We start from the raw sequence: 22,904 nt of genomic DNA, 5'->3' as shown, positions 1-22,904 counted from the left end.
GCATCTTTTGAAATCATTCCTGCAAATCAATAATTTTTCTGTCTTGTTAGCTCGCTGAATTTGTGATATCCCCCAGGGCCATTTCCGGCAGAGGGCGGTAAATTTGGTCAGAATTTGGACTTGCAAATTTGGGCAAGATGGTTTATTGTTGTGGTGTAAAAAATGCGGCCACGGCGGCTGCATGTCATGACCGGATCTGATATGAGACAAGGACGTCCTTCGGGCCTCCTTGTCTCCTTTTTTGTTTCCGGCCGCCAGCAAACGTATGGAAAGGGTTGAGACAATGAGCGTCAACATCTCTGAAATTTTCGGCTCCAACGTATTCAGCATGTCAGTTATGCGGGAGCGCCTGCCCAAGAAAGCCTATGCCGAAGTGGTGGACGTGATGGAGAACGGCGGCAACATCAGCATGGCCACCGCCGACATCGTGGCCAACGCCATGAAGGACTGGGCGGTGGAGAAGGGCGCCACCCACTACACCCATTGGTTCCAGCCTCTGACCGGCGTCACCGCCGAAAAGCACGACTCCTTTATCACCGCCCCCAAGGACAGCAAGACTCTGCTGCAGCTCACCGGCAAGCAGCTGATCATGGGCGAGCCTGACGCCTCCTCCTTCCCCTCCGGCGGCCTGCGGGCCACCCACTACGCCCGGGGCTACACCGCCTGGGACATGACCTCCCCCGCCTTCGTCAAGGAGATGTCCTGCGGCACCATTTTATGTATCCCCACCATCTTCGTCTCCTACAACGGCGAGGCCCTGGACAAGAAGACTCCCCTGCTGCGCTCCATGGAGGCCATCAACGTCCAGGCCCTGCGGATCCTCCGCCTGTTCGGCAACACCGAGGCCAAAAAGGTCACCCCCTCCGTGGGTCCCGAGCAGGAATATTTCCTGGTGGACCGGGAGAAGTACCTCAAGCGCCGGGACCTGATCTACACCGGCCGGACCCTGTTCGGCGCTCCCGCCCCCAAGGGTCAGGAGCTGGAGGACCAGTACTTCGGCGTCATCCGCTACCGGGTAGGAAAGTTCATGGCCGATCTGAACCAGGAGCTGTGGAAGCTGGGCATCCCCGCCACCACCCAGCATAACGAGGTGGCCCCCGCCCAGCATGAGATGGCCCCCGTCTACACCACCTGTAACCTGGCCGTGGACCAGAACCAGCTGGCCATGGAGACCATGAAGCGTGTCGCCACCCGTCACGGTCTGGTGTGCCTGCTCCACGAAAAGCCCTATGCCGGCGTCAACGGCTCCGGCAAGCACAACAACTGGTCCCTGGGCACCGACACCGGAGAGAACCTGCTGGACCCCGGCGACACCCCCAACGAGAACCTCCAGTTCCTGCTGGTGCTGGCCTGTATCATGAAGGCCGTGGACACCCACGCCGACCTGCTGCGCTGCTCCGCCTCCTGCGTGGGCAACGAGCACCGTCTAGGCGCTCAGGAGGCCCCGCCCGCCATCATCTCCATCTTCCTGGGCGACCAGCTGGACGACGTGGTCAGCCAGATTGTCTCCAACGCGGATTCCATCAAGCTGCTGACCTCCTCCAAGCTGGACTCCGGCGTGTCCACCGTCCCCGTTATCAAGAAGGACGCCACCGACCGGAACCGCACCTCCCCATTCGCTTTCACCGGCAACAAGTTCGAGTTCCGCATGGTGGGCTCCTCCGACTCCATCGCCGACGCCAACGTCACCCTGAACGCCATCGTGGCCGAGGCCTTCTGCCAGGCCGCCGACGCGCTGGAGCAGGCCGACAACTTCCACGACGCCTGCTTCCGGCTGATCCATGACTGGATGACCAAGCACCAGCGTATCGTCTTTAATGGGAACGGCTACTCTGACGAGTGGGTGGCTGAGGCGGCCCGCCGGGGTCTGCCCAACCTGCCCTCCATGGTCAACGCCATCCCCGCCCTCACCACTGAGAAATCCGAGGCACTGTTCACCAAGTTCGGCATCTACACCAAGTCCGAGCTGGAATCCCGCGCCGAGATCATGTACGAGACCTACGCCAAGGTGCAGAAGATCGAGGCCCAGACCATGATCCACATGGCCGGCAAGCACTATATCCCCGCCGCCATCCACTACAACACCCGTCTGGGCCAGTCCATCGCCGCTGTGACCGCAGCCTCCGCCGAGGCCGACCTGTCTGTCCAGAAGAGCCTGCTGATCCGGTGCAGCGCGCTACTGTCCGAGGCTTCCAAGGCTCTGGAGGCGCTGAAGGTCCTGCTGCCCGAGGTGGATTCCATGGAGAATGTGGAGGAAATGGCCCACGCCTACCACGACAAGATCGTTCCCGCCATGGCCGCCCTGCGTAAGCCCGTGGATGAGCTGGAGTTGCTGGTGGATAAGGACATTTGGCCCGTTCCCACCTATGGCGACCTCATGTTCGAGGTCTGATCCCCTTTCATTCTTCGGTTGCTTCAACCGTCTCTCTTCTCACATTCCTTTTCCGCCAAAAGCCCCGCGCCGTCACGGCGCGGGGCTTTTGGTGCGCGGCGGAACAAAGTCCGGCCGGATCACATCTCCCCTCATCCCCTCCCGTGCAAAACAGCGCCGGAGTGGATAGTCAGTGTCAGTCCATGTCGATAGGGTACTTCCCGGTAAAGCAGCCCTCGCAGAAACCGCACCGGGCATCCGGGGCCAGCTTATGGAGATTCTCCAGCGTCAGATAGTCCAGGCTGTCCGCACCGGCCAGCTGCCGGATCTCCTCCACGGTATTGTGGCAGGCGATCAGCTTCTCCTTATTCGGGATGTCCGTGCCGAAGTAGCAGGGGGAGATGAAGGGGGGAGAGGACACCCGCATGTGGACCTGGGTGGCTCCGGCCTCCCGGAGCAGATTGATGATCTGCCGGCAGGTGGTACCCCGGACGATGGAGTCGTCCACCATGACCACACGCTTGCCCGCCACCTCGCTGGCCAGGGCGGAGAGCTTGATCCGCACCGCCTGCTCCCGGCTCTGCTGGTCCGGGGTGATGAAGGTCCGGCCCACATAGCGGTTTTTCACAAAGCCCATGCCGTTGGGAATGCCGCTCTCCAGGGCATAGCCCCGGGCGGCGTCCAATCCGGAATCGGGCACGCCCACCACCAGATCAGCCTCCACCGGGTGCTGCCGTGCCAGCAGCCGCCCGGCGTTCACCCGGGCCCGGTGAACCGACTGGCCGGCGATGACCGAGTCGGGACGGGCAAAATAGATGTATTCGAAGATGCACATGTGGGACAGTCCCCGGCAGTTGTCCCGGATGGACCGGATCTGCCCGTCCTGGACCACCACCACCTCGCCGGGTTCCAGCTCCCGCTCCACCCGGCCGCCCACCGCCTCAATGGCGCAGGACTCGGAGGTGAAGAGGATGGCCTCCCCCTTTCGGCCCATGCAGAGGGGGCGGAACCCCCAGGGGTCCCGGCAGGCGATCATCTTCTGGGGAGACATGACCAGCAGGGAGAAGGCCCCCCGCAGCCCAGAGGTGGCGCGGCAAACCGCCTGCTCCACACTGCCGCAGTGGAGACGGGCCTGGGCAATGGCATAGGCGATGAGTTCAGAGTCGCTGGTGGTGTGGAAAATGGCCCCTTTATACTCAAAATCCTGCCGCAGGGCGTCAACATCCACCAGATTCCCGTTATGGACCACCGCCAGCGTCCCTTTGGCGTACTTGATGGTCAGCGGCTGGGCGTTTTCCCGTTCCCCCGCTCCGGTGGTGGCATAGCGCACATGGCCCACCGCCATGGTCCCGTTGAGCCGCTGGAGGGTCTCCTTGTCAAAGACCTCGCTGACCAGCCCTACGTCCTTATAAAAGGACTGCTCCCGGTCGTTGATGGCGGCGATGCCGCAGGCCTCCTGTCCCCGGTGCTGGAGGGCATACAGCCCGTAATAGGTGGTCTGGGCGCAGTTTCCCGCCGGATCGCACACGCCAAATATCCCGCATTCCTCATGGAGTCCCCGATCCGGTTCCTCCAGCTCCATCCATTCTTCCATGACGCTCTCCCCTTCCTGTGCATAAAAAAGCGCAACGGCGCCCGTCTCCAGGCGCCGTTGTCCGTGTGTACTATTATACTATAAAATATTTTTCTTTTTCAACCAAAATCTCCAGGTAAAACCCCCCATATCCGGCTCCGCTCAGGGACGTTTCTGGTGAAATCTTCACAATTTCTTCTCTCCCCCGCCGCCCCCGGTTCCATGCGCTCCGCCCCGTTTCGAACAGCAAAGCTTTTTTCCGCGCCGGGTGAAAAAAAGCTACACAACGATGAAAAAATATGCTACAATAACTACATTATTTTGAAGACTTTGGGAGGTATCTGCCATGAAGTGCCCCTTCTGTTCTCATCCTGAAAGCAAGGTCGTCGATTCCCGTCCCGCCGAGGAGGGCGCCAGCATCCGCCGCCGCCGGGAGTGCTTGGCCTGCCACAAGCGTTTCACCACTTATGAGACCATGGAGAGCCTGCCCCTCATGGTGATCAAAAAAGACGGAAGCCGCCAGAGCTTTGACCGGAACAAGGTGCTGGCCGGTCTGATCCGCGCCTGCGAGAAGCGCCCGGTGTCGTACAGCACGCTGGAGAACATGGTCAGCGAGATCGAGCAGGTCCTCCAGAACCAGATGGAACGGGAAGTCAGCTCCGCCGAGATCGGCGAGCTGGTCATGGAGCGGCTGAAAAAGACCGATGAGGTAGCCTATGTCCGCTTCGCTTCGGTATACCGCCAATTCAAAGACATCAACACCTTCATGCACGAGCTGAACAAGCTGTTGGAGGACAAATAACAATCCCGCCGCCGGAGCCTTCCGGCGGCGGTTTTTGCGTTCTTTGGGACCACACAGCGACCTTACCCGCTCCCTCTTGGACTGTTCGGCCCCGCCGCCGCATACCTCTTGAGGGAGGTGATGCGCCATGACGATCCTGGCCAAAACGGCCGACGCGCTCTGGAACCCCTGGCTGCTGGGGCTGTTTCTCTTCACGGGGCTGGTCTACTCCGCGGGCTCCGGCTTCTTTCAGCTCTTTGAGGCCAAGCTTTGGCTGCGCTCCACGCTGGTTTCCCTGCTTCGCCGCCGAAGGGACGCCGGAGACGGCCTCTCCCCACTCCAGGCTCTGGCCACCGCTCTGGCCTCCACCATGGGCACCGGCTCCATCGCGGGAGTGGCCGTCGCTCTGACCCTGGGCGGTCCCGGCGCCATTTTCTGGATGTGGGTCTCCGCCTTTCTGGGAATGATGACCGGATGCGGAGAAAAGCTTCTTGCCGTCCAATATCAGCGTCCCGCCCCCGGCGGCGGGCTTCAGGGCGGTCCCATGTTCTACCTTCGGGACGGGGCTGGCTCCCCCTTTCTGGCCGGATGGTTCGCTCTGGCCTGTCTCCCGGCTACCCTGGCGGGGGGTGATTTGGTCCAATCCTCCTCCATCGCCCTCTCCCTGGAGGCTGCCTTCGGCGTAGACCGGCTTCTGACCGGCCTTGTCACCGCCCTGCTGGCCGGACTGGTCATGGTGGGCGGCATTGGCCGGATCGCCGGCGTGGCCTCCGCGCTGGTCCCCGCCATGGCTCTGCTCTACCTGGGGAGCGGGACGGCGGTACTCCTCTGCCGGGCCTCCGCCCTGCCCGGCGCCCTCCGCGCCATCTTTTCCTGCGCCCTCTCCCCCGCCGCCCCTCTGGGGGGCGGGGTGGGCTGGACCGTGGCCTCGGCCCTGCGCTACGGCGTGGCCCGGGGGGTATTCACCAACGAGGCCGGTCTGGGCACCTCAGCTATGGCTCACGGCGCTGCCCGGACGGATCACCCAGCCAGACAGGGGATGTGGGGCATCTTCGAGGTCTTTCTATCCACACTGGTGGTGTGCACCATGACCGCCCTGGTCATCCTGGTCAGCGGCGTATGGCAACCCCAGGACCCCTCCGGTCTCACCGGAGCCCCCCTCACCGCCGCCGCCTTTGGCTCCGTGCTGGGCCCGGCGGGAGAGGGCATCGTGGCCCTTTCCCTGCTTCTGTTCGCCTTCTCCTCTATCCTGGGGTGGAGTTACTACGGCCAGCAGAGCCTGCACTACCTCACGGGAGACGACCGCTTTCTCCCCGCCTACCGTGGGGTATTTCTGGCCTGCACGCTGGCTGGGGCCCTGTGGGAGCCTGCCGGCGTGTGGCAGTTGGTGGACCTGTGCAACGCCCTGATGGCCCTCCCCAATCTGGCGGCGCTGCTGCTTCTGGCCCCCCAGAGTCTCCGGACGCTCTCCTGCTGGAAGGCCGAGCAGCGCCCCGCTCCACGCCGCCCCGGACGGCAAAATGGGGAGAGGCGGCGTTTGCTTTGAAAAAGGACTGCCGCCGCGGACGACAGGACGCCAGCGGCGGCGTTGAAAAGCAAAATGGTTATGATTCCAAGCCGTTCAAATCATTGGCAGGGGGCAGGCAGCTGTGGTTCCGGCACACATAAAATGTGTTTGCTCCATTTTTCAGCGGGAATTCTTTGGTCGGCTCCGGCAAAAGGACCACAATGGTATCCAATGGGACGGTGAGGGGTAGCGCTTCCTTGTCCTCCGGCGTTTTCAATACCGCGGTCACTTTGGGCGGCGGATCGTCATGGTCCAGCAGGGCCAGCAGGAACACGGCATACCCCGGAGGGAACCGCTCCGCCTCCGCCGCGAGAAACTCCAGTTGGCCAACGGCCTCCCGCTCATAGCGTTCACGGCCGGTCAGCTGGGCCAGGCGCACCAGAGCCCACGCCATCAGGGAATTCCCGCTGGGGGTCGCGCCATCGTAAGTTTCCTTTGGGCGCAGGATCAGGTCCTCACTCGACGCCCCATAGAAATAGAAGCCGCCGGATGGGGCCCGGAATGAGGCCAGCACGGCTTCACACAGACGCTCGGCCCGCTCCAGATATTCCTTATCCAGGGTCGCCCCGTACAGGGCCAGCTGGGCGCAAAGATAGCCCGCGTGATCGTCCAGAAAGCCCCGCGCCCCCCGCTTCCCGGCCCGGAAGCTGGCAAACAGCACATCGCCTTCCAACAGGTTCTCCCGTAGGGACCGGCCTCCCGGACGGTCCGCTTGCGGGTTCTGTCGTCATGCGTACCTTACGGGCGGTTGATAACCGCCCCTACGAGATCTATTGCACTGCATTCTCTTCGGGCCGCCGGGGGCGGCGGCCCCTACACGCAATGAAATAACGGTGTACTGAATTTCAGCACGCCGCTTTTTTAGTCTTTGTAGAATTCATACTGGATACACTTGGCCGGGCACTCCCGGGCATAATATAATAGCTCGTATTTATCATCTATGCCATTGGTCTTTATGTAGGCATTTAATGCATACACACCATCTCCACCGTAAATATAGGCAACTTTGGCATTACCCGATCCATCCGCTATAGTGGCCTTGATATGTCTACCATTTTCGATACAGGCCTTACCATTTACCTCGGTAAAGAAATCGGAACGCAGACATTTTCCGCAGTTTGTGCAGCCGCTATTGACTGTTGCCCTGATATAGTAATCCCTGTCAAACACCTTATCGTAAACAGCCATGTCCTCCCGCTCGGCTTTCCAGCCCTCTTTCATGATGCGCTTATACTCTTTGGCATATTTCTCCTTGATCTCATAAGCCTGGAGCAGATCCCAGTTACGCAGCGCCGTATAATGGGCCCAAAAGGCGCTGCCGTCGCTTTCGATTTCTCCATCAAGCAGATATCTCTTAGTAGCAAGGGTATCCTGATAGGCTTTCGCCAGACAGTACTGGCCGTAAGGACTTTTCACAAAGCCTTCGTTTACATCAAACTTCTTTAACTCTTGATATCCGCCCTTGGAAACATAATGGTCTGCCAGCCAGTGGACCGCCTCGGTATCGCCTCTGGCTGTCATATGGTCGGCCATAGCTATCGTCACAGGGAGGTTATATCGCCTTATATCCCGCTTGACAAGCTCCGGCTTCATACTGCAAACGGTATCCTTATTGAATGCAAAGGACAACGCTTCTTTGATCGTTTCTTCAGAATTATGCCGTCTTGCGCAATGAATCGCCAGATGATAGTGGCCATTATACCAATATTCTTTCTTCCTCTCTTCAAAGCGCACAACTTCCTTAAGATACTCATAGGCTTTATTATAGTTATAGCCGGAGTAAGATTCCTCACTCAAAATCCGGTACAATGCTACACGGGAAAGAAGATCCCAAGTCTGTACTCCGTTCAGGCTCTTTTCATAGTATTCCCTGGCCTTTTCCAGATCCCTGGCAGTGCCACGGCCATACTCATAGCATTCCGCAATGCCGAAAATGGCATCTTTATGTCCTTTCGCCGCCGCTTCACTGAACTTTTGGAACGCTTCAGCATAATTGCCTTTTTTTTGCGCATCAAAGCCGGCTCTGCTTGCCCGGGAACCGTCCTCGTCCAGTTCGTACCTGCGCTGTTCTTCCAGTTTTCTTTGCTTTCTTCTGCCAAATAAGCCCATGTTTCATTCCCCTTCCTAATAGGCTTTGATATTAACATTATAGCATGCTCTGCGTCTGTTCACAAGATTATTTTAAATTGTAGTATCTACCATACGGACCGTCCGGGAGGCCGGTCCCTACAGAAGTGGATGGCAGACAGGACATCTGCCGACCTTTATGCGTCATTGCGAAGCCGGTTCGCAAACTGGCTGTGGCAATCTCCCACCGGCCAAGCGTTGCTTGCCGTGGGGATGGTAGATTCGATTTGTATTCTCCCATGCTCCAAGTCATTGCGAGGAGCGTAATGACGTGGCAATCCATTTCCCCAATTATGGCACTTTGTGCCGTGTGGGGGATGGTGGATTCGATTTGCATTTCTCATTTCCACTAAGGAAATGAGAAATAGTTGTGTTGCCGCCGTCCAGCCGTCGGCAAGCAACGCGCCACCGGAGCGTTGCATTTAATTTGGTTCGAATCCACATCCTTATAAAACAAAGAACACCATCCAAAAGATGGTGTTCTTTGTTTTGGTGCCGGTGACCGGACTCGAACCGGTACGCTGTCGCCAGCGGTGGATTTTGAGTCCACTACGTCTACCAATTCCATCACACCGGCAGGTGCGGTAAGTATTATACCCGAAAAAAACGCGCTTGGCAAGAGTCTGACGTCACTTTCTTCGCGCCTTTTCGGTCCATTCCGGAATTCATGAAAGCCAGAGGGTTTGCCGGAAATCCGTTAGGGAGCTATTTTCCATCAAATATGATTCGACATGGTGATTCGTGAAGAAAATCAACAAAAAAATCGGTACTTTTCTTTCGAAAAGTACCGATTTCTGGAGGTGCCACCCAGATTTGAACTGGGGAGTGGAGCTTTTGCAGAGCTCTGCCTTACCACTTGGCTATGGCACCATAATGGAGCCGCAGAGTGCTCCAAAAAATTTGGAGCGAGTGACGAGGCTCGAACTCGCTACCTCCACCTTGGCAAGGTGGCGCTCTACCAGATGAGCTACACTCGCATATGTCTTCTCCGCAGAAACTTCTACGGAGAAGATGGTGCCTCCGGTCGGAATCGAACCAACGACACGGGGATTTTCAGTCCCCTGCTCTACCAACTGAGCTACAGAGGCAAAAATGGCGACTCGGAAGGGACTTGAACCCTCGACCTCCGGCGTGACAGGCCGGCGTTCTAACCAACTGAACTACCGAGCCAGGTAGTCCGCGGGGAAGTTTGGGTCAAAATGGTGGGAACAACAGGGCTCGAACCTGTGACCCCATGCTTGTAAGGCATGTGCTCTACCAGCTGAGCTATGCTCCCCGGTGTTGCCCCGCTCTCGCGACGGCTTGCTCATTATACTAAACCCTGGCCCACTTGTCAACAGGGAAATCCAATTTTTTTGCAAAAATTTTTCTCTTTAAAAAAGCATACTCTAGTCAAAATAAACCGTCTTTTTATAAGGTCTATCAGGCTTCTTGACATTCCATTTTAATAATGACATAATGACTTCGTTGCGTGAACAAAACCAGAAGCGGCGGTCTCCGCCAATCTCACGAGTGATTCTAAGGAGGGCCCAGGATATGAGCGCACAGGTAAAACGGATCGGCGTATTGACCAGCGGCGGCGACGCTCCCGGCATGAATGCCGCGGTTCGCGCCGTGGTGCGTACCGCTACCAGCAGGGGAATCGAATGCATTGGCATCCGCCGAGGCTGGAGCGGCCTCATCAACAGCGACTTTGTCCGGCTGGACAGCTCCAGCGTCAGCCATATCATCAACAAGGGCGGCACCCTGCTCTATACCGCGCGAAGCAAGGAATTTATGCAGCCGGAGGGCCGTGAAAAGGCCATCGCCACCTGCAAGCTCCTCGGCCTGGACGCCATCGTTGCCATCGGCGGCGACGGCACCTTCCGCGGCGCGCTGGCCCTGTCCCGTCAGGTGGCCGAGTCTGGCCAGAAGCTGACCGTGGTGGGCATCCCCGCCACCATCGACAACGACATCGGCTGCTCTCATTACACCATTGGCTTTGACACCGCCTGCAACACCGCGATTGAGTGCATCGACAAGCTGCGCGACACCATGCAGTCCCATGAGCGCTGCTCTGTGGTGGAGGTCATGGGCCGCCACGCCGGCTATCTGGCCCTCTATGTTGGCATCTCTGTGGGCGCAACCGCCGTTCTAATCCCGGAGCGCCCCGTGGACTTTGAGCAGGATGTGGTAGAGAATATCCGCCGGGCCCGTCTGGCCGGCAGCACCCACTACATGGTGGTGGTGGCGGAGGGCGCCGGGAGCGCTTTTGAGATCGCCAAGCGCATTCAGGAAGAGGTGGGCATCGACCCCCGGGTCACCGTACTGGGGCACATCCAGCGGGGCGGCTCCCCCACCGCACGGGACCGGGAGACCGCCAGCCGCATGGGCTATGAGGCGGTCCAGGTGCTGCTCCAGGACAAGGGCAACCGCATCGTTTCCTCCCTGGACGGCCGTATTGTGGATCTGGACATGGAGGAGGCCCTGGCCATGACCAAGAGCTTCGAGATGGACCGATACGACGTGCTGGAGGCCCTGACCAACAGCGGCAACTAAAAGATGATAAAAGCCCGGAAGGCAATGCCTTCCGGGCTTTTTGTATGCCAGGATCAGGGAGCGGTTGGGAACACCACCACCAGGAGCATCTTAAACGCCTCCTGGGCGTAGACTGCGTGAGGCTTGCCCGCGGGCATGACCAGAGCCTCCCCTTGCCGGGCGATGTGTTCCACACCGTCCACAGTAAACTTTCCGGTACCCTTTAACACCGTCACCATGGCGTCGCCAACCGAGGCGTGGGTGCTGATCTCCTCCCCTTTGTCAAAGGCGAAGAGGGTGACGCTCACCGCCGGGTTCTGGGCCAAGGTACGGCTGACTACCTGTCCAGGTCCGGCCTCCACCAGCCCCGCCAGGTCCAGCACCTGTTCGCCGGGGATGTTTTTCATATACTGCAAAGATTCCATGTCCTCCACCTCGTCTACCGTTCAGGCCGTCAAACGGCCTGTATCCTCTTAGTATAAAGGACCGGAGGCGAAAGTATGTTGGCAGCACAACACAATTTAAGTTTTTTCCGATCAAATAGTCGTTTCGGCTGCGCTCACATGTTGGCCAGCAGTTCCTCCAGCTCCTCCTTGGAGTAGTGATACACCTTGTCGCAGAACTGACAGGTCAACTCCGCCTGGCCCTGCTCTTCGATGAGGGAGGACAGCTCCTCACGGCCCATGCTGATGAGGGCCCGGGACACCCGCTCCCGGGAACAGTAGCAGCGGTACTCCACCGGATGCTTCTCCAGGATCTCCAGCTCAAAGTCGGACAGGACGGCCCGGAGCAGACCCTCTCCGTCCAGTCCCCCCTCCAGGGCGGCGCTTACCGAGCCCACCCGGCGGACGCCGGCCTCGATCTTCTCGATGATCTCCTCGCTGGCGCCGGGGAGCAGCTGGATGAGATAGCCTCCCGCAGAGGTGACCGACTGGTCTGTGCCCACCAGCACTCCCAGGGCGCAGGCGGTGGGGATCTGTTCGCTCTCCACGAAGTACATGGCCAGATCATCGGCGATCTCTCCGGAGAACAGGCCGATGGACCCCACATAGGGTTCCTTCAATCCGATATCCTTGATGACGGTGAGGGTGCCGGTCTCGCCCACGGCGGCCCCCACGTCCAGCTTGCCCTGGTGCTTCTCGATCAGGTCCACATGAGGGTTTTGAACGTAGCCCCTGACGTTGCCCTGGCAGTCAGAGACGGCCAGGATGGTGCCCAGCGGCCCGCCTCCCTTGATCTGGAGGGTCAGGGAACCCTCCTGCTCCTTGAGCATGTCGCCCATCATGGAGGCCCCCAGCAGAGCCCGTCCCAGGGCCGCGGTGGCCATAGGCAGCAGGGTGTGGATGTTCCGGGCCCGCTCGATCAGGTCCCGGCCGGTAATGGCGACGGCCTTTACATAGCCGTCGCCGGTGATCGCTCTTACGATTTCATCGCGCATGGTTTAGTTTTCCTTTCTTGCAACAAAAAAGACCCGCTCCTCCCCCGGTTTGGGGCGGCGCAGCTTTAAATTGCCAAACACTTTGATATCCCGGAAGCCTGCCTGCTCCAGAAAGCCCGTCAGCTCCGGAATGGTGTAGGCCCGCTCCCGGTGGAGTTCCTCCCCCCGGTCCCACTGGCCCGTCTCCCGGTCCAGCTGGAAGATGTCCATGAAGTAGGAACAGATCCGGCTGCGCCGGGAATACTCCGCCCGCCACACGCAGTAGGCATCCTCCGTCTCGTCCAGGAATACCTGACCGTCCAGCCCCTCCAGTTTCTCCGGAGTGTTCACGTCAAAGAGGAACAGCCCTCCGGGCATGAGAAACAGGTGGACCCGCTCGAAGGCCTTCTGCAGCTTTTTGGGGGAGGTGACATAGTTCACACTGTCCAGACAGCAGACACAGGCGTCGATGGTGCCGTACAGGTCCAGCTTCTCCATGGGCTGACACAGAAACATGGGGGATATCTCCCCCACGTTTCTGTTCTTCTCCGCCGCCTCCGCCAGCATCTCGGCTGAGAGGTCCACTCCGATCATCTCATAGCCCCGCAGGGCCAGCTCCCGGGTCAGAGATCCTGTTCCGCAGGCCAAATCCAGCACCGTCTTTCCGGGCAGACCCCGTTTTCGAAAGTGCTGCTCAATATAATCGGCCCAGGCGGCATAGTCCACATCATAGGTAAACCTGTCATAGCAGCCCGCCAAAAACTCGTAGCTGCTCATTCTTTCTGATCCTTCTCCTTCAAACGGGGGATAATGGTGCGGTAGCCGTCGGCGCCATAATGAAGACAGCGGTTGACCCGGCTGATGGTAGCGCTGGAGGCGCCGGTGCGCTCCAGGATCTCGCTGTAGATCAGCCCGTCGTCCAGCAGCATGGCCACATCCATCCGCTGTTCCATCGCCTTCAGCTCAGACACCGTACACAGGTCCTCCAGGAATCTGCGGCACTCCTCCTCGTTCTGCAGAGCCGCAATGGCTTTATAAAGCGTACCGCTGGATGGCTTGTCTAAAAATTTCGACATGAGAACGCTCCTTCCTTTCCTCCGGCTGACCGGGACACCTTTCTTCTTGAATTTTAACACACTAAAATATGAAAGTAAACAGGAAAACCACATTTTTTTCACTTTATGAAAGTTTCAGCACAATTTTCTGTTTTCCCTCCCGGGACCTCCCTTCCGCCTCCCTCATAGAATGGAGAAAGACGAGACTGTGAGGTGCCGGCTATGAAAAAATTCGAACGTTCCCATTACGCCCCCGAAGTGATCTGGCATCAGGAGGCCAGTACCCTGACACTGGAGGGTGAGCCCGTCCTGAAGTACAGCCTGTCCTGGCCCGAAGTCACCGGCGCCGGGCCGGGCGGGTGCTGGATCAGCCGGTACTATGCCCGGCTGGCGAAAAGCTGGCGTCTGCGGTGGCGGCGGGAGATGTACTGGCGGGCCTGTTTGTCGCTGGCCGGACAGCGGGCTGCCTCCCGGCCTTTCACCCCCTGGTCCTGCCGGCTGGCAGGCGAGGTGGCTCTGTGGCAGGACGATCTTCTCAGCCTGCGTCTGGAAGGGGAGGAAATTCGCGGCGACGGCAAGGCCAGCCGGGTGCGCTGGGGAGATGTTTGGAAGGTGAAGGACGGTGCGCCCTGCCCGCCGGGCGAACTGTTCGCTCAAAAAAGAGGTTGGCGGCGTTATGTTCTGAACCAGATCCGCGCGCAGGGCGGCGCCCGTCAGGCAGCGGGGGACCTGGTTCTGGACCCTGACTGGAAGGTCCGTGTGAAGCGGGCGCTGCCAACCCACGGCCTCTGCCTGACCGAAGCAGGGGTGGAGGCAGCCTTCCCCCAGTGCACCATCGCCCCCGCCGCAGAAGGCACTCCCATTTTTGTCATACCACGGAACAACCGACCACAGCCGCCTGAAAAAACAACAGACGCGGCACCCCGACCGGCAGAGATTTAGCGAAACAGACTTATCTTAAAGGCAAAAAGCAGCGGTATTTTATGGAGTCTGGCAATTTTTTAATCAGCAAGAAAAAAGTGAAATTTCCCCTTGACAATTTGAAATTGTTTGCTATAATATCACTTGTGCTTGCGACAGCAGGTACAAATAGCGGGATTGTGTAAGGGTAGCACGACAGACTCTGACTCTGTTTGTGAGGGTTCGAATCCTTCTCCCGCTGCCAAAGCGGAGCAAGCGTGATATCGCTTGCTCCGCTTTTTTTCAAAAATCCGAGTGCGCTCATTCTGCTGCTCCTCCTTTCCAAATCACAACCGCTGCGCTGGGTTGTGTTTTGGTTTTAATGTGCCCGTCGACTGGCTGTATCCATAGTGTTGCGATTACGCACGTCAAAAAGTCCGGCAACCGTTGATTATTCAACAGTTGCCGGACTTTTTATATTTTCCTGTCAGTGAATCATATGATTCTTTTTATGCGCCCTCCCATTACCACACCGCCTCCAGTTCCCGGACGGCGGTTTTTCGGTCCTCCAAACTTGTTCCGTCTTTATCCCCAGCCTCCGATAAAACGCTGCCGGCTCTGTTCCAGCTCACGGACCACAAATATTTCGTACAGCCGGGCCAGCAGGTCCCAGGTCTCCCGGTCCAGGCTCCCGGTCTCTTCCAGCCCCGCGACGTGCTGGAGCCAACGGACATTATCCGCTGAGATCTGGTCGTGTATGCCTCGAGCCACTCCCTCGGTTATGCCGTTCAGGTGGCGGGCCAGGACCTGGAACATGGTTTGGGGCAGGATCAGATACTCCTCCTCATCTCCCGGCTCCACCCGGGCTCCTTCCGAGGGGAAGGCCCTCAGGGTCCTGGCAGCGGAGATCTGCCGCTCCAACCGGTTCCACATGGCCCAGATTGCGTTCCACGTCCCCCGGTCCACCACCCCGGTCACCGGGGGATGGAATTCCCGCTGGAAGAGCATCACCGCCTCCAGCGTTCGCTCCCCGAAAATACCGTCCGTGGCCAGTTGGGGCAAAAACTCATAAACCTCCGACAGCCGCCGCAGCATATATTGAAGGCCCCGTACCGGCTGGGCCAGCAGCTCCCGCTCCAGGATCTCCCGTCTCACATCATTCATACCATCACCCCTTTCTGGTGGTCGCTCTGGCCCAGACTCACGCTGCTGCCCGGGAACTGTCCCAGCCGCGGGGTATCCGAAAACCGGCCTCCCTGTCCGGTAGAGGCTGCGGCCAATCCCTCCCGGAACGCCTGAGCCCGCACCGTGTCCCGGCTCAGCGCAAAATAGGCCTGGGAAGCGTGACTGTACAGCGAGTTCCAGGTAGCCTCCCCCGCCACGCCGTCCGGAGTCAGACCCACCAGGCTCTGATACTGCCGTACTGCCTGTGCGGTCTGGGGCCCAAAGACCCCGTCCACGGCAAGGGGCAGCAGGGAGTTGTCAAATTCGGCCAGCAGGGCCAGCATATACTGGAGGATCCGGACCTCGTTTCCCGCGTCCCCCTCCCGGACCACACCGGGGTACTGGAACTGGAAGCCATAGAAGGTCTGTCCCTGGCTTACCAGCTCCGACAGCCGCTGTACGCCCACATAGAGGTAGACCATCTGATACCAGGTGCCTTTGCCCACCACGCCGTCTGCTGTCAGGCCGAAAATACGCTGGAACTCCTTCACCGCGGCTTCGGTAGCCTCTCCAAAGGTGCCGGTGACGGGAGAGATCTTGGGAATGGCCGGATAGTTTTGGGAGATGCGGTTCAACATGGCCTGGATCCGGAGTACGTCGTCCCCCACCGCCCCGATCCGCAGGGGCGTACCGGGATAGGAGGCGGTGATGTCCTGGATGGGGGCATCCACCACCAACTCGATGTCGTCCCCGTAATAGTTCCGAAGGATCTCCATGGAGTTGTAGCCCTGCTCCGCCAGACGCTGGCTCCCCCACTGGGACAGTCCGTCGCAGGTGGTGGTGGTGCCGTTGCAGAACTTTGCGGCCAGAGGCTCCACATAACCTTGCCGGCGGATATAATTGTTGAAGATCTCATCCACCATCTGGCTGATATTTTCGAAGACGCTCCGGCCCCGAATGAACTTTTGATCGTAGGCGGTGGTGGAGGTGATCTGAAAATCATAGCCCCGGCTGGGGTAAAACTCCGTATAGACCCGGTTCAGGGCGAAGGAAATGATGGCCAGGATATTGGCCCGGATGGCGGCCGGTTCCCAGGTGGGATAGATCTCGCTGGAGGCCACATTCTTAACATACTCCGGAAAGGAGACGGTGATGTTCTCCGCCCACTGGTCCGGAGGGCCCAGATGTACCGTGATGTTCTGAGGAATATAGGGAAAAATATTCGGCATGGCCCACCTCACAGATTCTGGGCGGTGGTCGTCCGAACTCCCCGCTGCTGAAGGCTGCTCTCTCCCTCCCCCAGGGGGATCAACTCCACATCCTGCATCGTCTCCACCTGGGGGAAGATCTGGACACCATCCATCTGGAGCATGGCAAAGCCCGGGTGCTCCACCCATACGCTGCATGTGGAAAAGGGCACGCCCCCATTCACTCCGTCCGGTTGGGTGCTCTCCCCGGCGCCCGGGGTAGTGATCCGAATGGGCTGGGTCAGCCCGCTGCGGTCAGTGATCTGGACCGAGATCAAGCTCTGCTTTCCGTTTTTTTCCCGTCCCATCACCACCACTGTGGCCCCCTCTACCGGGATCTGCGCGTTTGAGGTATAGACCCGGACTCTTAGCGTTCCTATCCCTGACATAGCTGATACCTCCTGTTCCGCGGGCTTGGGCCCGCCTTGTTTCCCCATTCTATGTCTTGTGCCCGCCTCCGGTGCCCGGGCAGCACAAAGCCGCCTGCCAAAGGGCAGGCGGCTTGTGGCAATCTATGGGATTGGATCAGCTCCAGCTCTCCTCCAGCTCGGAGCGCTTGGCGCGGCTCATCAGGTCGTCCACCACGCCACGGACATCCCGGCCCTGGTAGAGCACCTCATAGGCGGCCTGGGCGATGGGCATCTCCACACCGGCCCTCTGAGCCAGCGTACGGGCGTTGGCGGCGGCATAGTAGCCCTCCACCACGGCGCCGATCTCCTCCAGGGCCTCCGGAATGGGCTTGCCCTGGCCGATGAGGATACCGCAGCGGCGGTTCCGGGAATGCATGGAGCAGCAGGTGACGATCAGGTCCCCCATGCCGGCCAGACCTGTGAAGGTCTCCTTCCGTCCCCCCAGAGCCACACCCAGCCGGGCCATCTCCGCCATACCCCGGGTCATGAGCAGCGCCTTGGTGTTGTCGCCGCAGCCCATGCCGTCGCAGCAGCCGGCGCACAGGGCAATGACATTTTTCAGGGCGGCGCAGATCTCGGTACCCACTTTGTCGTCGCTGGTGTACACCCGGAAGCGCTGGTTCATGAACAGGTCCTGGACCTGCTGGGCGATGGTCAGATCGTCAGCGGCGGCCACCACGCCGGTGGGGATGCGGCGGCCCACCTCCTCGGCGTGGGAGGGGCCGGACAGCACCACCACAGGGCACTTGCCCCCGGTCTCCTCCTCGATGACCTGGCTGAGGCGGAGGGAGCTGTCCTTCTCGATGCCCTTGGAGGCAGAGACGATGATGGTCCCGGGCCTGATAAACTCCTTCATCCTCCGCGCTGTCTCCCGGACAGCGTAAGAGGGGGTGGCCATCAGCACAGCCCCGCTGTCTGCCACGTCGGCCAGGTCACTGGTAAACCTCATTTCCTTCGGCAGGGCGACCCCGCTGAGCATGGGGTTTTCTCCAGTTGCCCGCAGAATATCGGTCTTTTCCTGGGTGTGGGACCACAGGGCCACATCGTTTCCATTTTCCAACAGCAGCAAAGCCAGGGCCGTGCCCCAGCCTCCGCTGCCTACTACCGTGATTTTCATGGGTTCCGATTCTCCTTGTCGCTTGTGATAAAATCAGGGGTGGCCGCAGGCCGCCCCCACGAAACTATACCGTATCACTTCTTTTTATGCAGGGTAAATTTGCTCTCTGTCCCGGTAAGCAGGCGTTTGATATTGCCCCGGTGCATGTACAGGATCAGGCCGCCGATGACAAATCCAAGGACGGTCAGGACCGCGTTCTGGTAGATGATCCATGTGGCGAAGGGGAAAGAGGCGGCGGCCCAGCAGGAGCCCAGGGACACATACCGGGTGAGGACGGCCAAAACCAGGAAGCCGCCCCACACCACCAGGGCGATGCGCCAGTCGATCATGATGGCGATGGCGCCGCCGGACAGGATGCCCTTGCCCCCCTTGAAGTGGAACATGCAGGGGAACATGTGGCCCAGCAGGCACCAGAGTCCCGCCCAGTATTTGGCCAAAATATCCACCATGGGGAGATACTCCCAAGGCCATCCGTCAAAGGAATTGCATACCATCATCCGCGCCAGCAGAACAGCCAATACCGCTTTCAGCACATCAGTGAGGATGACCACCAGAGTCAGAGGGCCGCCGAAAGTACGGTAAAAGTTTGTCAATCCCGCATTTCCGCTGCCGTGGTTGCGCACGTCGTCTCGCAAAATATACTTGGAAACGATGACTGCTCCGTTAAAGCAGCCACAGAAGTAGGCGATGACCGCAATGAGCAGCCCATGGAGCCACAGTGCCCCGTTGACATCAAGGGCGTAGAACCATTGCATCCCTTACCCCTCCTTATCGCCCTTCTGCCGGATGGTCATGCGGACGGGGGTGCCCTCCAGGCCGAAGGTACTGCGAATTTGGTTTTCCAGATACCGCTGGTAGGAGAAATGGAACAGCCGTGCGTCGTTGCAGAAGCATACGAAGTGGGGCGGGCGAATACCCGTCTGGGTCATATAGTAGATCTTCAGGCGGCGGCCCTTGTCCGTAGGGGGCTGGACCCGGGCGGTGGCGTCTGCCAGCACGGTGTTCAGCATCCCGGTGGAGATGCGGGTGGCGGCCTGGTTGTTCACATAGTTGATCAGGTCAAAGAGCCGGTCCACCCGCTGGCCCGTCAGGGCGGAGATGAACACGATGGGGGCGTAGGTCATATAGGACAGGTCCCGCATCACGTCCTGGCGCATCTTGTCCATGGTCTTGCCATCCTTTTCGATGGCATCCCACTTGTTGACCACGATGATGCAGGCTTTGCCCGCCTCATGGGCCAAGCCGGCCACCTTGGTGTCCTGCTCGGTGACCCCGTCCTCGGCGTTGATCATGATGAGGCACACGTCCGCCCGCTCGATAGCCATGGTGGCCCGGAGGACGGAGAACTTCTCGATGCGGTCGTCCACCTTGGACTTTTTCCGCATACCGGCGGTGTCGATGAACAGGTACTTGCCCTTCTCATTCTCAAAAAAGCTGTCCACCGCGTCCCGCGTGGTGCCCGCCACGTTGGAGACGATGACCCGCTCCTCCCCCAGAATCCGGTTGACCAGGGAGGACTTACCCACGTTGGGCTTGCCGATGACGGCCACCTTGATCACGTCGTCGTCCTCTTCTTCCTCCTCCTCGGGGGGGAAGTAGGCAAAGCAGGCGTCCAGCAGGTCGCCGGTGCCATGGCCATGGAGGGCGGAGACGGAGATGGGGTCCCCCAGGCCCAGGTTATAGAACTCATACACATCCGGGTTCTCCCGGCCGGTCTGGTCGGCCTTGTTCACCGCCAGCACCACCGGCTTCCGGGAGCGCAGGAGCATATTGGCCACCTCCTGGTCGGCGGCGGTCATGCCCGTCTTGATGTCGCAGACAAAGACGATGACGGTGGCGGTGGAGATGGCGATCTCCGCCTGCTCCCGCATGAAGGACAGGATCTGGTCGTCGGTGCCCGGCTCGATACCGCCGGTGTCCACAATGTCGAACACCCGGTTTCTCCACTCGCACTGGGCGTACAGCCGGTCCCGGGTGACGCCGGGGGTATCCTCCACGATGGACAGCCGCTGGCCGCAGAGCTTATTGAACAGCATGGACTTTCCCACGTTGGGACGGCCCACGATGGCGACTAAAGGCTTCATAATCCTTTCTCACTCCTGATTCTCTCGCACTTCATACACGAGGCACAATGGGGGTAAAACACACAATGCAACGTGCAGAAATATAAAATATTGGAAAACTAATTTTTTCAGCGTATGGGGCAGCGGTTCCTGTCCGGCCGATGCCGCACCCTGCCTTTACCGATTATACCGGTACCACTCATCCTCCGGCAGGGTCTGCCCGCCAAACGCAGCGGGTCCGGTCTGGATACCGCAGACGGCGTCCAGCAGCTCATAGCCGTCCTGGGCCACCGGGATCACCGGGACGCCCAGCTCCCGCTCCACATCGTCCAGTGACACGTCGTCCAGAAAGACCCGCTCCCCGGAGCGGAGCATATTGGCGGGGATGAGCAGCCGCTCCCCCAGCTGCTTCCCCCGGAGCTGGTCGATGAGATCGCCGCCGGTGACCAATCCGGCCACGGTGATGGTCTCTCCGAAAAAGCGGTTGACGATGGGGTACACCGTGCCTTTTATTGTATCACATTTTTCCCGGGCCATGTCAACCAATCGGGTTAAAAATGGGCCGGCAGACACGCCGGTGGCGATGGAGAAGGGCGCTGCCCCCGCCATCTCCTCCGGTTCCATCAGGTCCAACGCCCGGCGGAACTCCTCAGTCAGCAGGCGCAGCATCCCCACGCCGTTATCCAACTGGGTGAATTCCTCAAAGTAGTCCTCCGGGGGCAGGTCCCGGCCAGCCAGGAGGTAAAACTCGTCGGAGCACCACACCAGGCGGGTCCCCTTCTCTTCCAGATGCCGGGCGGCGAAGGCCTCCACCTGGTCCAGTACCCGGGCGGCTCCCTCCCGGTCGTAGGGAGTCAGGGGATACAGGCCCTCCCGGAAACGGGTCACGCCCACCGGCACCACCGAGATACTGTTTACCGCCGGATACATCTCAGCCAGCTCCTTCAGCGTCCTGTCCAGCGCAGGGCCGTCGTTGATGCCGGGACAGGAGACGATCTGGCAGTTCATGGTAATGTGGTTTTGGGCGAAGCGGCGCATGGTTTCAATGGACTCCCCCGCCCGCTTGTTTTTCAGCATCTCGCACCGCAGCACCGGGTCGGTGGTGTGGACAGACACGTTGATGGGCGAGATACGAAGGTCGATGATCCGCTGGACCTCCCGCTGGGACAAATTGGTCAGGGTCAAATAGTTGCCCATGAGGAAGGAGAGCCGGGCGTCGTCGTCCTTGAAATACAGGCTCTTCCGCATCCCCGGAGGCATCTGGTCCACAAAGCAGAAGATGCAGTTGTTGGCGCAGGAGCGGGCCCGGTCCATCAGATAGGTCTCGAACTCCAGTCCCAGATCCTCCCCCTCGGATTTGCGGACCCGGAGGGTACGGACGGAGCCGTCGGTCGCTTTCAGCGTCAGCTCCAGCCGGGGGTCGTAGCTGTAAAATTTATAGTCCAGCACATCCACGATCTGGTGGCCGTTGATGTGGGTCAAGGTCTCCCCCACCCGCACTCCCGCCCGATGGGCCGGACTGCGGGGGTCCACTGACCGGATGACCGTCATACTCACAGATGTTCACCGCCTTGTCTGTTGATGCGCAGAAGAACGTTCTTTTCATTTTACAATAGGATTTGCCATATTGCAAGCAAAAGGGCATATTCTCCCTGTTACCTTTCGGGCTGATCTGAGCTTATTTTCCAATTTTACTCATCTTTTTACATAATTTCCCCCTGTACAACAAGGGCAGTCCTAAAACAGGACTGCCCGATAAACTGGAATTCGATTCACTTTTCTTATAAAACTATTTTGATTATCAACACAATGATAACAATCCAAAACAATACAATCGGAATAGCATAATACCACTTTTTAGGTTTTCCACTTTCCCACAATCCCTCTGCTTCCCGTCTGTTTCTTTCCATGATATCCCTAGGGATAAACTTTTTCGTCAATGCTACCAACATCGGTAATAGAATAATATCATCTAAATATCCTAAAACAGGAATAAAGCCTGGAACCAAATCAATAGGCGAAAGTGCATATACTACTGTTATACTTGCAAATCTTTTTGCAAGTATTGGTGTATCTTGATCTTTTAATGCCAAAAATACCGTTGGAATCTCCATTTTTAACTTTTTTGCCCGTTCTTTTAAGCTCATTTTCTTATCTCCACAAATACCGACTTGTCGAGTTCATCATACCACGTCGAAAAACGATCCGCAACAAAGCTGGTTTGTGAAATCGCCGTGGATTTTCCCAGCAGTCCAAGAGGCAAAAGGGACGGTATATCCTCTCTTCATATCAGAGGACGCCCGGCAAGGGGCAAAGCGGTACTGTCTTGGCAATTCAAGCACCGGTTGGTATTGGTAAATCCCGCTTGATCGGATGTTTGCCCCACCAAACATTTGTGTGCTTTTTGGGCTTTTTACAGAGCATGCCGGAAATGGGCTTCTTCCGCAAAAGGGGAACCGGACGGCTATATCCGGGAATCGCTTCCGGCTCCGTTCCATTTTTTCACGGTAAGGCTCTTTTCCCGTACCATTGACTTTTTACACCGTTTTGTGTATCATAACATTTGATTCTCTTGACAGGTGGGCGCGATGGACG

At 58.8% G+C, this 22,904-nt stretch carries 20 protein-coding genes and 7 tRNA genes; 6 read left to right on the top strand and 21 right to left on the bottom strand.

Going from position 1 to position 22,904, the window contains the following annotated elements; all coding sequences use genetic code 11:
* Window positions 1–283: 283 nt before the first annotated feature.
* Window positions 284–2,392, top strand: a complete 2,109-nt coding sequence (locus I6E39_RS02125; protein ID WP_235379645.1) for a glutamine synthetase III family protein — start codon at window positions 284–286, stop codon at window positions 2,390–2,392.
* 175 nt (window positions 2,393–2,567) lie between these two features.
* Here I6E39_RS02125 and purF read toward each other — a convergent pair whose 3' ends face one another.
* Entirely contained in the window at window positions 2,568–3,965 is a 1,398-nt protein-coding gene (gene purF / locus I6E39_RS02120) for an amidophosphoribosyltransferase (RefSeq protein ID WP_235379644.1), read from the bottom strand.
* A gap of 325 nt (window positions 3,966–4,290) precedes the next feature.
* Between purF and nrdR the strand changes: the two genes are divergently transcribed.
* Complete coding sequence (gene nrdR, locus I6E39_RS02115) at window positions 4,291–4,746, top strand: transcriptional regulator NrdR (RefSeq protein ID WP_235379643.1); 456 nt, start codon at window positions 4,291–4,293, stop codon at window positions 4,744–4,746.
* Between the two features lie 127 nt (window positions 4,747–4,873).
* Complete coding sequence (locus I6E39_RS02110) at window positions 4,874–6,271, top strand: alanine/glycine:cation symporter family protein (RefSeq protein WP_235379642.1); 1,398 nt, start codon at window positions 4,874–4,876, stop codon at window positions 6,269–6,271.
* 58 nt (window positions 6,272–6,329) lie between these two features.
* On the opposite strand, the gene I6E39_RS02105 is transcribed toward I6E39_RS02110, so the two are convergent.
* The 8 genes from I6E39_RS02105 to I6E39_RS02070 all read right to left on the bottom strand — a co-directional run bounded on the left by I6E39_RS02105 (window position 6,330) and on the right by I6E39_RS02070 (window position 9,695).
* Window positions 6,330–6,965, bottom strand: coding sequence for a YyaL domain-containing protein (locus I6E39_RS02105; RefSeq protein WP_235379641.1), 636 nt, complete (start codon window positions 6,963–6,965; stop codon window positions 6,330–6,332).
* Window positions 6,966–7,153: 188 nt separating this feature from the next.
* Window positions 7,154–8,401 (bottom strand): hypothetical protein, encoded by a 1,248-nt coding sequence (locus I6E39_RS02100; protein ID WP_235379640.1) that lies wholly within the window; start codon window positions 8,399–8,401, stop codon window positions 7,154–7,156.
* A gap of 508 nt (window positions 8,402–8,909) precedes the next feature.
* Window positions 8,910–8,996, bottom strand: a tRNA-Leu gene (locus tag I6E39_RS02095).
* Window positions 8,997–9,214: 218 nt separating this feature from the next.
* Window positions 9,215–9,289, bottom strand: a tRNA-Cys gene (locus tag I6E39_RS02090).
* 31 nt (window positions 9,290–9,320) lie between these two features.
* Window positions 9,321–9,396: transfer RNA gene (locus tag I6E39_RS02085), tRNA-Gly, on the bottom strand.
* A gap of 35 nt (window positions 9,397–9,431) precedes the next feature.
* Window positions 9,432–9,507: transfer RNA gene (locus tag I6E39_RS02080), tRNA-Phe, on the bottom strand.
* 5 nt (window positions 9,508–9,512) lie between these two features.
* Window positions 9,513–9,589, bottom strand: a tRNA-Asp gene (locus I6E39_RS02075).
* Between the two features lie 30 nt (window positions 9,590–9,619).
* Window positions 9,620–9,695: transfer RNA gene (locus I6E39_RS02070), tRNA-Val, on the bottom strand.
* 260 nt (window positions 9,696–9,955) lie between these two features.
* Between I6E39_RS02070 and pfkA the strand changes: the two genes are divergently transcribed.
* Window positions 9,956–10,957 (top strand): 6-phosphofructokinase, encoded by a 1,002-nt coding sequence (gene pfkA / locus I6E39_RS02065; RefSeq protein ID WP_235379639.1) that lies wholly within the window; start codon window positions 9,956–9,958, stop codon window positions 10,955–10,957.
* Window positions 10,958–11,010: 53 nt separating this feature from the next.
* Here the strand turns inward: pfkA and I6E39_RS02060 are convergent, their stop codons facing one another.
* From I6E39_RS02060 to I6E39_RS02045, 4 genes are all read right to left on the bottom strand, one after another.
* Window positions 11,011–11,361, bottom strand: coding sequence for a cupin domain-containing protein (locus I6E39_RS02060; protein WP_235379638.1), 351 nt, complete (start codon window positions 11,359–11,361; stop codon window positions 11,011–11,013).
* 134 nt (window positions 11,362–11,495) lie between these two features.
* Entirely contained in the window at window positions 11,496–12,374 is an 879-nt protein-coding gene (gene hslO, locus I6E39_RS02055; protein ID WP_235379637.1) for an Hsp33 family molecular chaperone HslO, read from the bottom strand.
* Window positions 12,375–12,377: 3 nt separating this feature from the next.
* Window positions 12,378–13,130 (bottom strand): class I SAM-dependent DNA methyltransferase, encoded by a 753-nt coding sequence (locus I6E39_RS02050; RefSeq protein WP_235379636.1) that lies wholly within the window; start codon window positions 13,128–13,130, stop codon window positions 12,378–12,380.
* Window positions 13,127–13,429, bottom strand: a complete 303-nt coding sequence (locus I6E39_RS02045; protein WP_235379635.1) for a YerC/YecD family TrpR-related protein — start codon at window positions 13,427–13,429, stop codon at window positions 13,127–13,129. The genes I6E39_RS02050 and I6E39_RS02045 overlap by 4 nt, the downstream gene beginning before the upstream one ends.
* Window positions 13,430–13,630: 201 nt before the next feature.
* On the opposite strand from I6E39_RS02045, the gene I6E39_RS02040 reads away from it, so the two are divergent.
* Window positions 13,631–14,350 carry an RsiV family protein gene (locus tag I6E39_RS02040; protein WP_235379634.1) on the top strand — a complete coding sequence of 240 codons (720 nt, stop codon included), beginning with the start codon at window positions 13,631–13,633 and terminating at the stop codon, window positions 14,348–14,350.
* A 149-nt stretch (window positions 14,351–14,499) separates the two neighbouring features.
* Window positions 14,500–14,573 (top strand) — tRNA-Gln (locus tag I6E39_RS02035).
* Between the two features lie 320 nt (window positions 14,574–14,893).
* On the opposite strand, the gene I6E39_RS02030 is transcribed toward I6E39_RS02035, so the two are convergent.
* From I6E39_RS02030 to I6E39_RS01995, 8 genes are all read right to left on the bottom strand, one after another.
* A complete protein-coding gene (locus I6E39_RS02030) occupies window positions 14,894–15,472 on the bottom strand; it encodes a peptidoglycan-binding domain-containing protein (RefSeq protein WP_235379633.1) in 579 nt (192 codons plus the stop codon).
* On the bottom strand, window positions 15,469–16,701 hold the full coding sequence (locus I6E39_RS02025) for a peptidoglycan-binding domain-containing protein (protein ID WP_235379632.1): 1,233 nt from the start codon (window positions 16,699–16,701) through the stop codon (window positions 15,469–15,471). Before I6E39_RS02025 ends, I6E39_RS02030 begins: the two co-directional genes overlap by 4 nt.
* Window positions 16,702–16,709: 8 nt before the next feature.
* On the bottom strand, window positions 16,710–17,108 hold the full coding sequence (locus I6E39_RS02020) for a spore cortex-lytic protein (protein WP_235379631.1): 399 nt from the start codon (window positions 17,106–17,108) through the stop codon (window positions 16,710–16,712).
* 136 nt (window positions 17,109–17,244) lie between these two features.
* Entirely contained in the window at window positions 17,245–18,246 is a 1,002-nt protein-coding gene (locus I6E39_RS02015) for an NAD(P)H-dependent glycerol-3-phosphate dehydrogenase (RefSeq protein ID WP_235379630.1), read from the bottom strand.
* A 74-nt stretch (window positions 18,247–18,320) separates the two neighbouring features.
* Window positions 18,321–19,001, bottom strand: coding sequence for a glycerol-3-phosphate acyltransferase (locus I6E39_RS02010; RefSeq protein ID WP_235379629.1), 681 nt, complete (start codon window positions 18,999–19,001; stop codon window positions 18,321–18,323).
* Between the two features lie 3 nt (window positions 19,002–19,004).
* The gene (gene der, locus I6E39_RS02005; RefSeq protein ID WP_268842143.1) at window positions 19,005–20,330 is read right to left on the bottom strand and encodes a ribosome biogenesis GTPase Der; all 1,326 of its coding nucleotides are present in this window, start codon (window positions 20,328–20,330) and stop codon (window positions 19,005–19,007) included.
* Window positions 20,331–20,486: 156 nt separating this feature from the next.
* Entirely contained in the window at window positions 20,487–21,860 is a 1,374-nt protein-coding gene (locus tag I6E39_RS02000; protein WP_268842150.1) for a DUF512 domain-containing protein, read from the bottom strand.
* Between the two features lie 230 nt (window positions 21,861–22,090).
* A complete protein-coding gene (locus tag I6E39_RS01995; protein WP_235379627.1) occupies window positions 22,091–22,456 on the bottom strand; it encodes a YkvA family protein in 366 nt (121 codons plus the stop codon).
* Between the last annotated feature and the right edge of the window lie 448 nt (window positions 22,457–22,904).

This window comes from Pseudoflavonifractor phocaeensis, from assembly GCF_021531375.1.
Lineage (GTDB): Bacteria > Bacillota > Clostridia > Oscillospirales > Oscillospiraceae > Lawsonibacter > Lawsonibacter phocaeensis_B.
Note: the sequence above shows the minus strand (reverse complement) of the source record. Positions and strands in the feature narration are given on the sequence as shown.

What these genes read in the sequence shown, in the direction of transcription:
- I6E39_RS02125 (WP_235379645.1), top strand. Translation starts at nt 284, where the DNA reads ATGAGCGTCAACATCTCTGAAATTTTCGGCTCCAACGTATTCAGCATG.
- purF (WP_235379644.1), bottom strand. Translation starts at nt 3,965, where the DNA reads ATGGAAGAATGGATGGAGCTGGAGGAACCGGATCGGGGACTCCATGAG.
- nrdR (WP_235379643.1), top strand. Translation starts at nt 4,291, where the DNA reads ATGAAGTGCCCCTTCTGTTCTCATCCTGAAAGCAAGGTCGTCGATTCC.
- I6E39_RS02110 (WP_235379642.1), top strand. Translation starts at nt 4,874, where the DNA reads ATGACGATCCTGGCCAAAACGGCCGACGCGCTCTGGAACCCCTGGCTG.
- I6E39_RS02100 (WP_235379640.1), bottom strand. Translation starts at nt 8,401, where the DNA reads ATGGGCTTATTTGGCAGAAGAAAGCAAAGAAAACTGGAAGAACAGCGC.
- pfkA (WP_235379639.1), top strand. Translation starts at nt 9,956, where the DNA reads ATGAGCGCACAGGTAAAACGGATCGGCGTATTGACCAGCGGCGGCGAC.
- I6E39_RS02060 (WP_235379638.1), bottom strand. Translation starts at nt 11,361, where the DNA reads ATGGAATCTTTGCAGTATATGAAAAACATCCCCGGCGAACAGGTGCTG.
- hslO (WP_235379637.1), bottom strand. Translation starts at nt 12,374, where the DNA reads ATGCGCGATGAAATCGTAAGAGCGATCACCGGCGACGGCTATGTAAAG.
- I6E39_RS02050 (WP_235379636.1), bottom strand. Translation starts at nt 13,130, where the DNA reads ATGAGCAGCTACGAGTTTTTGGCGGGCTGCTATGACAGGTTTACCTAT.
- I6E39_RS02045 (WP_235379635.1), bottom strand. Translation starts at nt 13,429, where the DNA reads ATGTCGAAATTTTTAGACAAGCCATCCAGCGGTACGCTTTATAAAGCC.
- I6E39_RS02040 (WP_235379634.1), top strand. Translation starts at nt 13,631, where the DNA reads ATGAAAAAATTCGAACGTTCCCATTACGCCCCCGAAGTGATCTGGCAT.
- I6E39_RS02030 (WP_235379633.1), bottom strand. Translation starts at nt 15,472, where the DNA reads ATGAATGATGTGAGACGGGAGATCCTGGAGCGGGAGCTGCTGGCCCAG.
- I6E39_RS02025 (WP_235379632.1), bottom strand. Translation starts at nt 16,701, where the DNA reads ATGCCGAATATTTTTCCCTATATTCCTCAGAACATCACGGTACATCTG.
- I6E39_RS02020 (WP_235379631.1), bottom strand. Translation starts at nt 17,108, where the DNA reads ATGTCAGGGATAGGAACGCTAAGAGTCCGGGTCTATACCTCAAACGCG.
- I6E39_RS02015 (WP_235379630.1), bottom strand. Translation starts at nt 18,246, where the DNA reads ATGAAAATCACGGTAGTAGGCAGCGGAGGCTGGGGCACGGCCCTGGCT.
- I6E39_RS02010 (WP_235379629.1), bottom strand. Translation starts at nt 19,001, where the DNA reads ATGCAATGGTTCTACGCCCTTGATGTCAACGGGGCACTGTGGCTCCAT.
- der (WP_268842143.1), bottom strand. Translation starts at nt 20,330, where the DNA reads ATGAAGCCTTTAGTCGCCATCGTGGGCCGTCCCAACGTGGGAAAGTCC.
- I6E39_RS02000 (WP_268842150.1), bottom strand. Translation starts at nt 21,860, where the DNA reads ATGACGGTCATCCGGTCAGTGGACCCCCGCAGTCCGGCCCATCGGGCG.
- I6E39_RS01995 (WP_235379627.1), bottom strand. Translation starts at nt 22,456, where the DNA reads ATGAGCTTAAAAGAACGGGCAAAAAAGTTAAAAATGGAGATTCCAACG.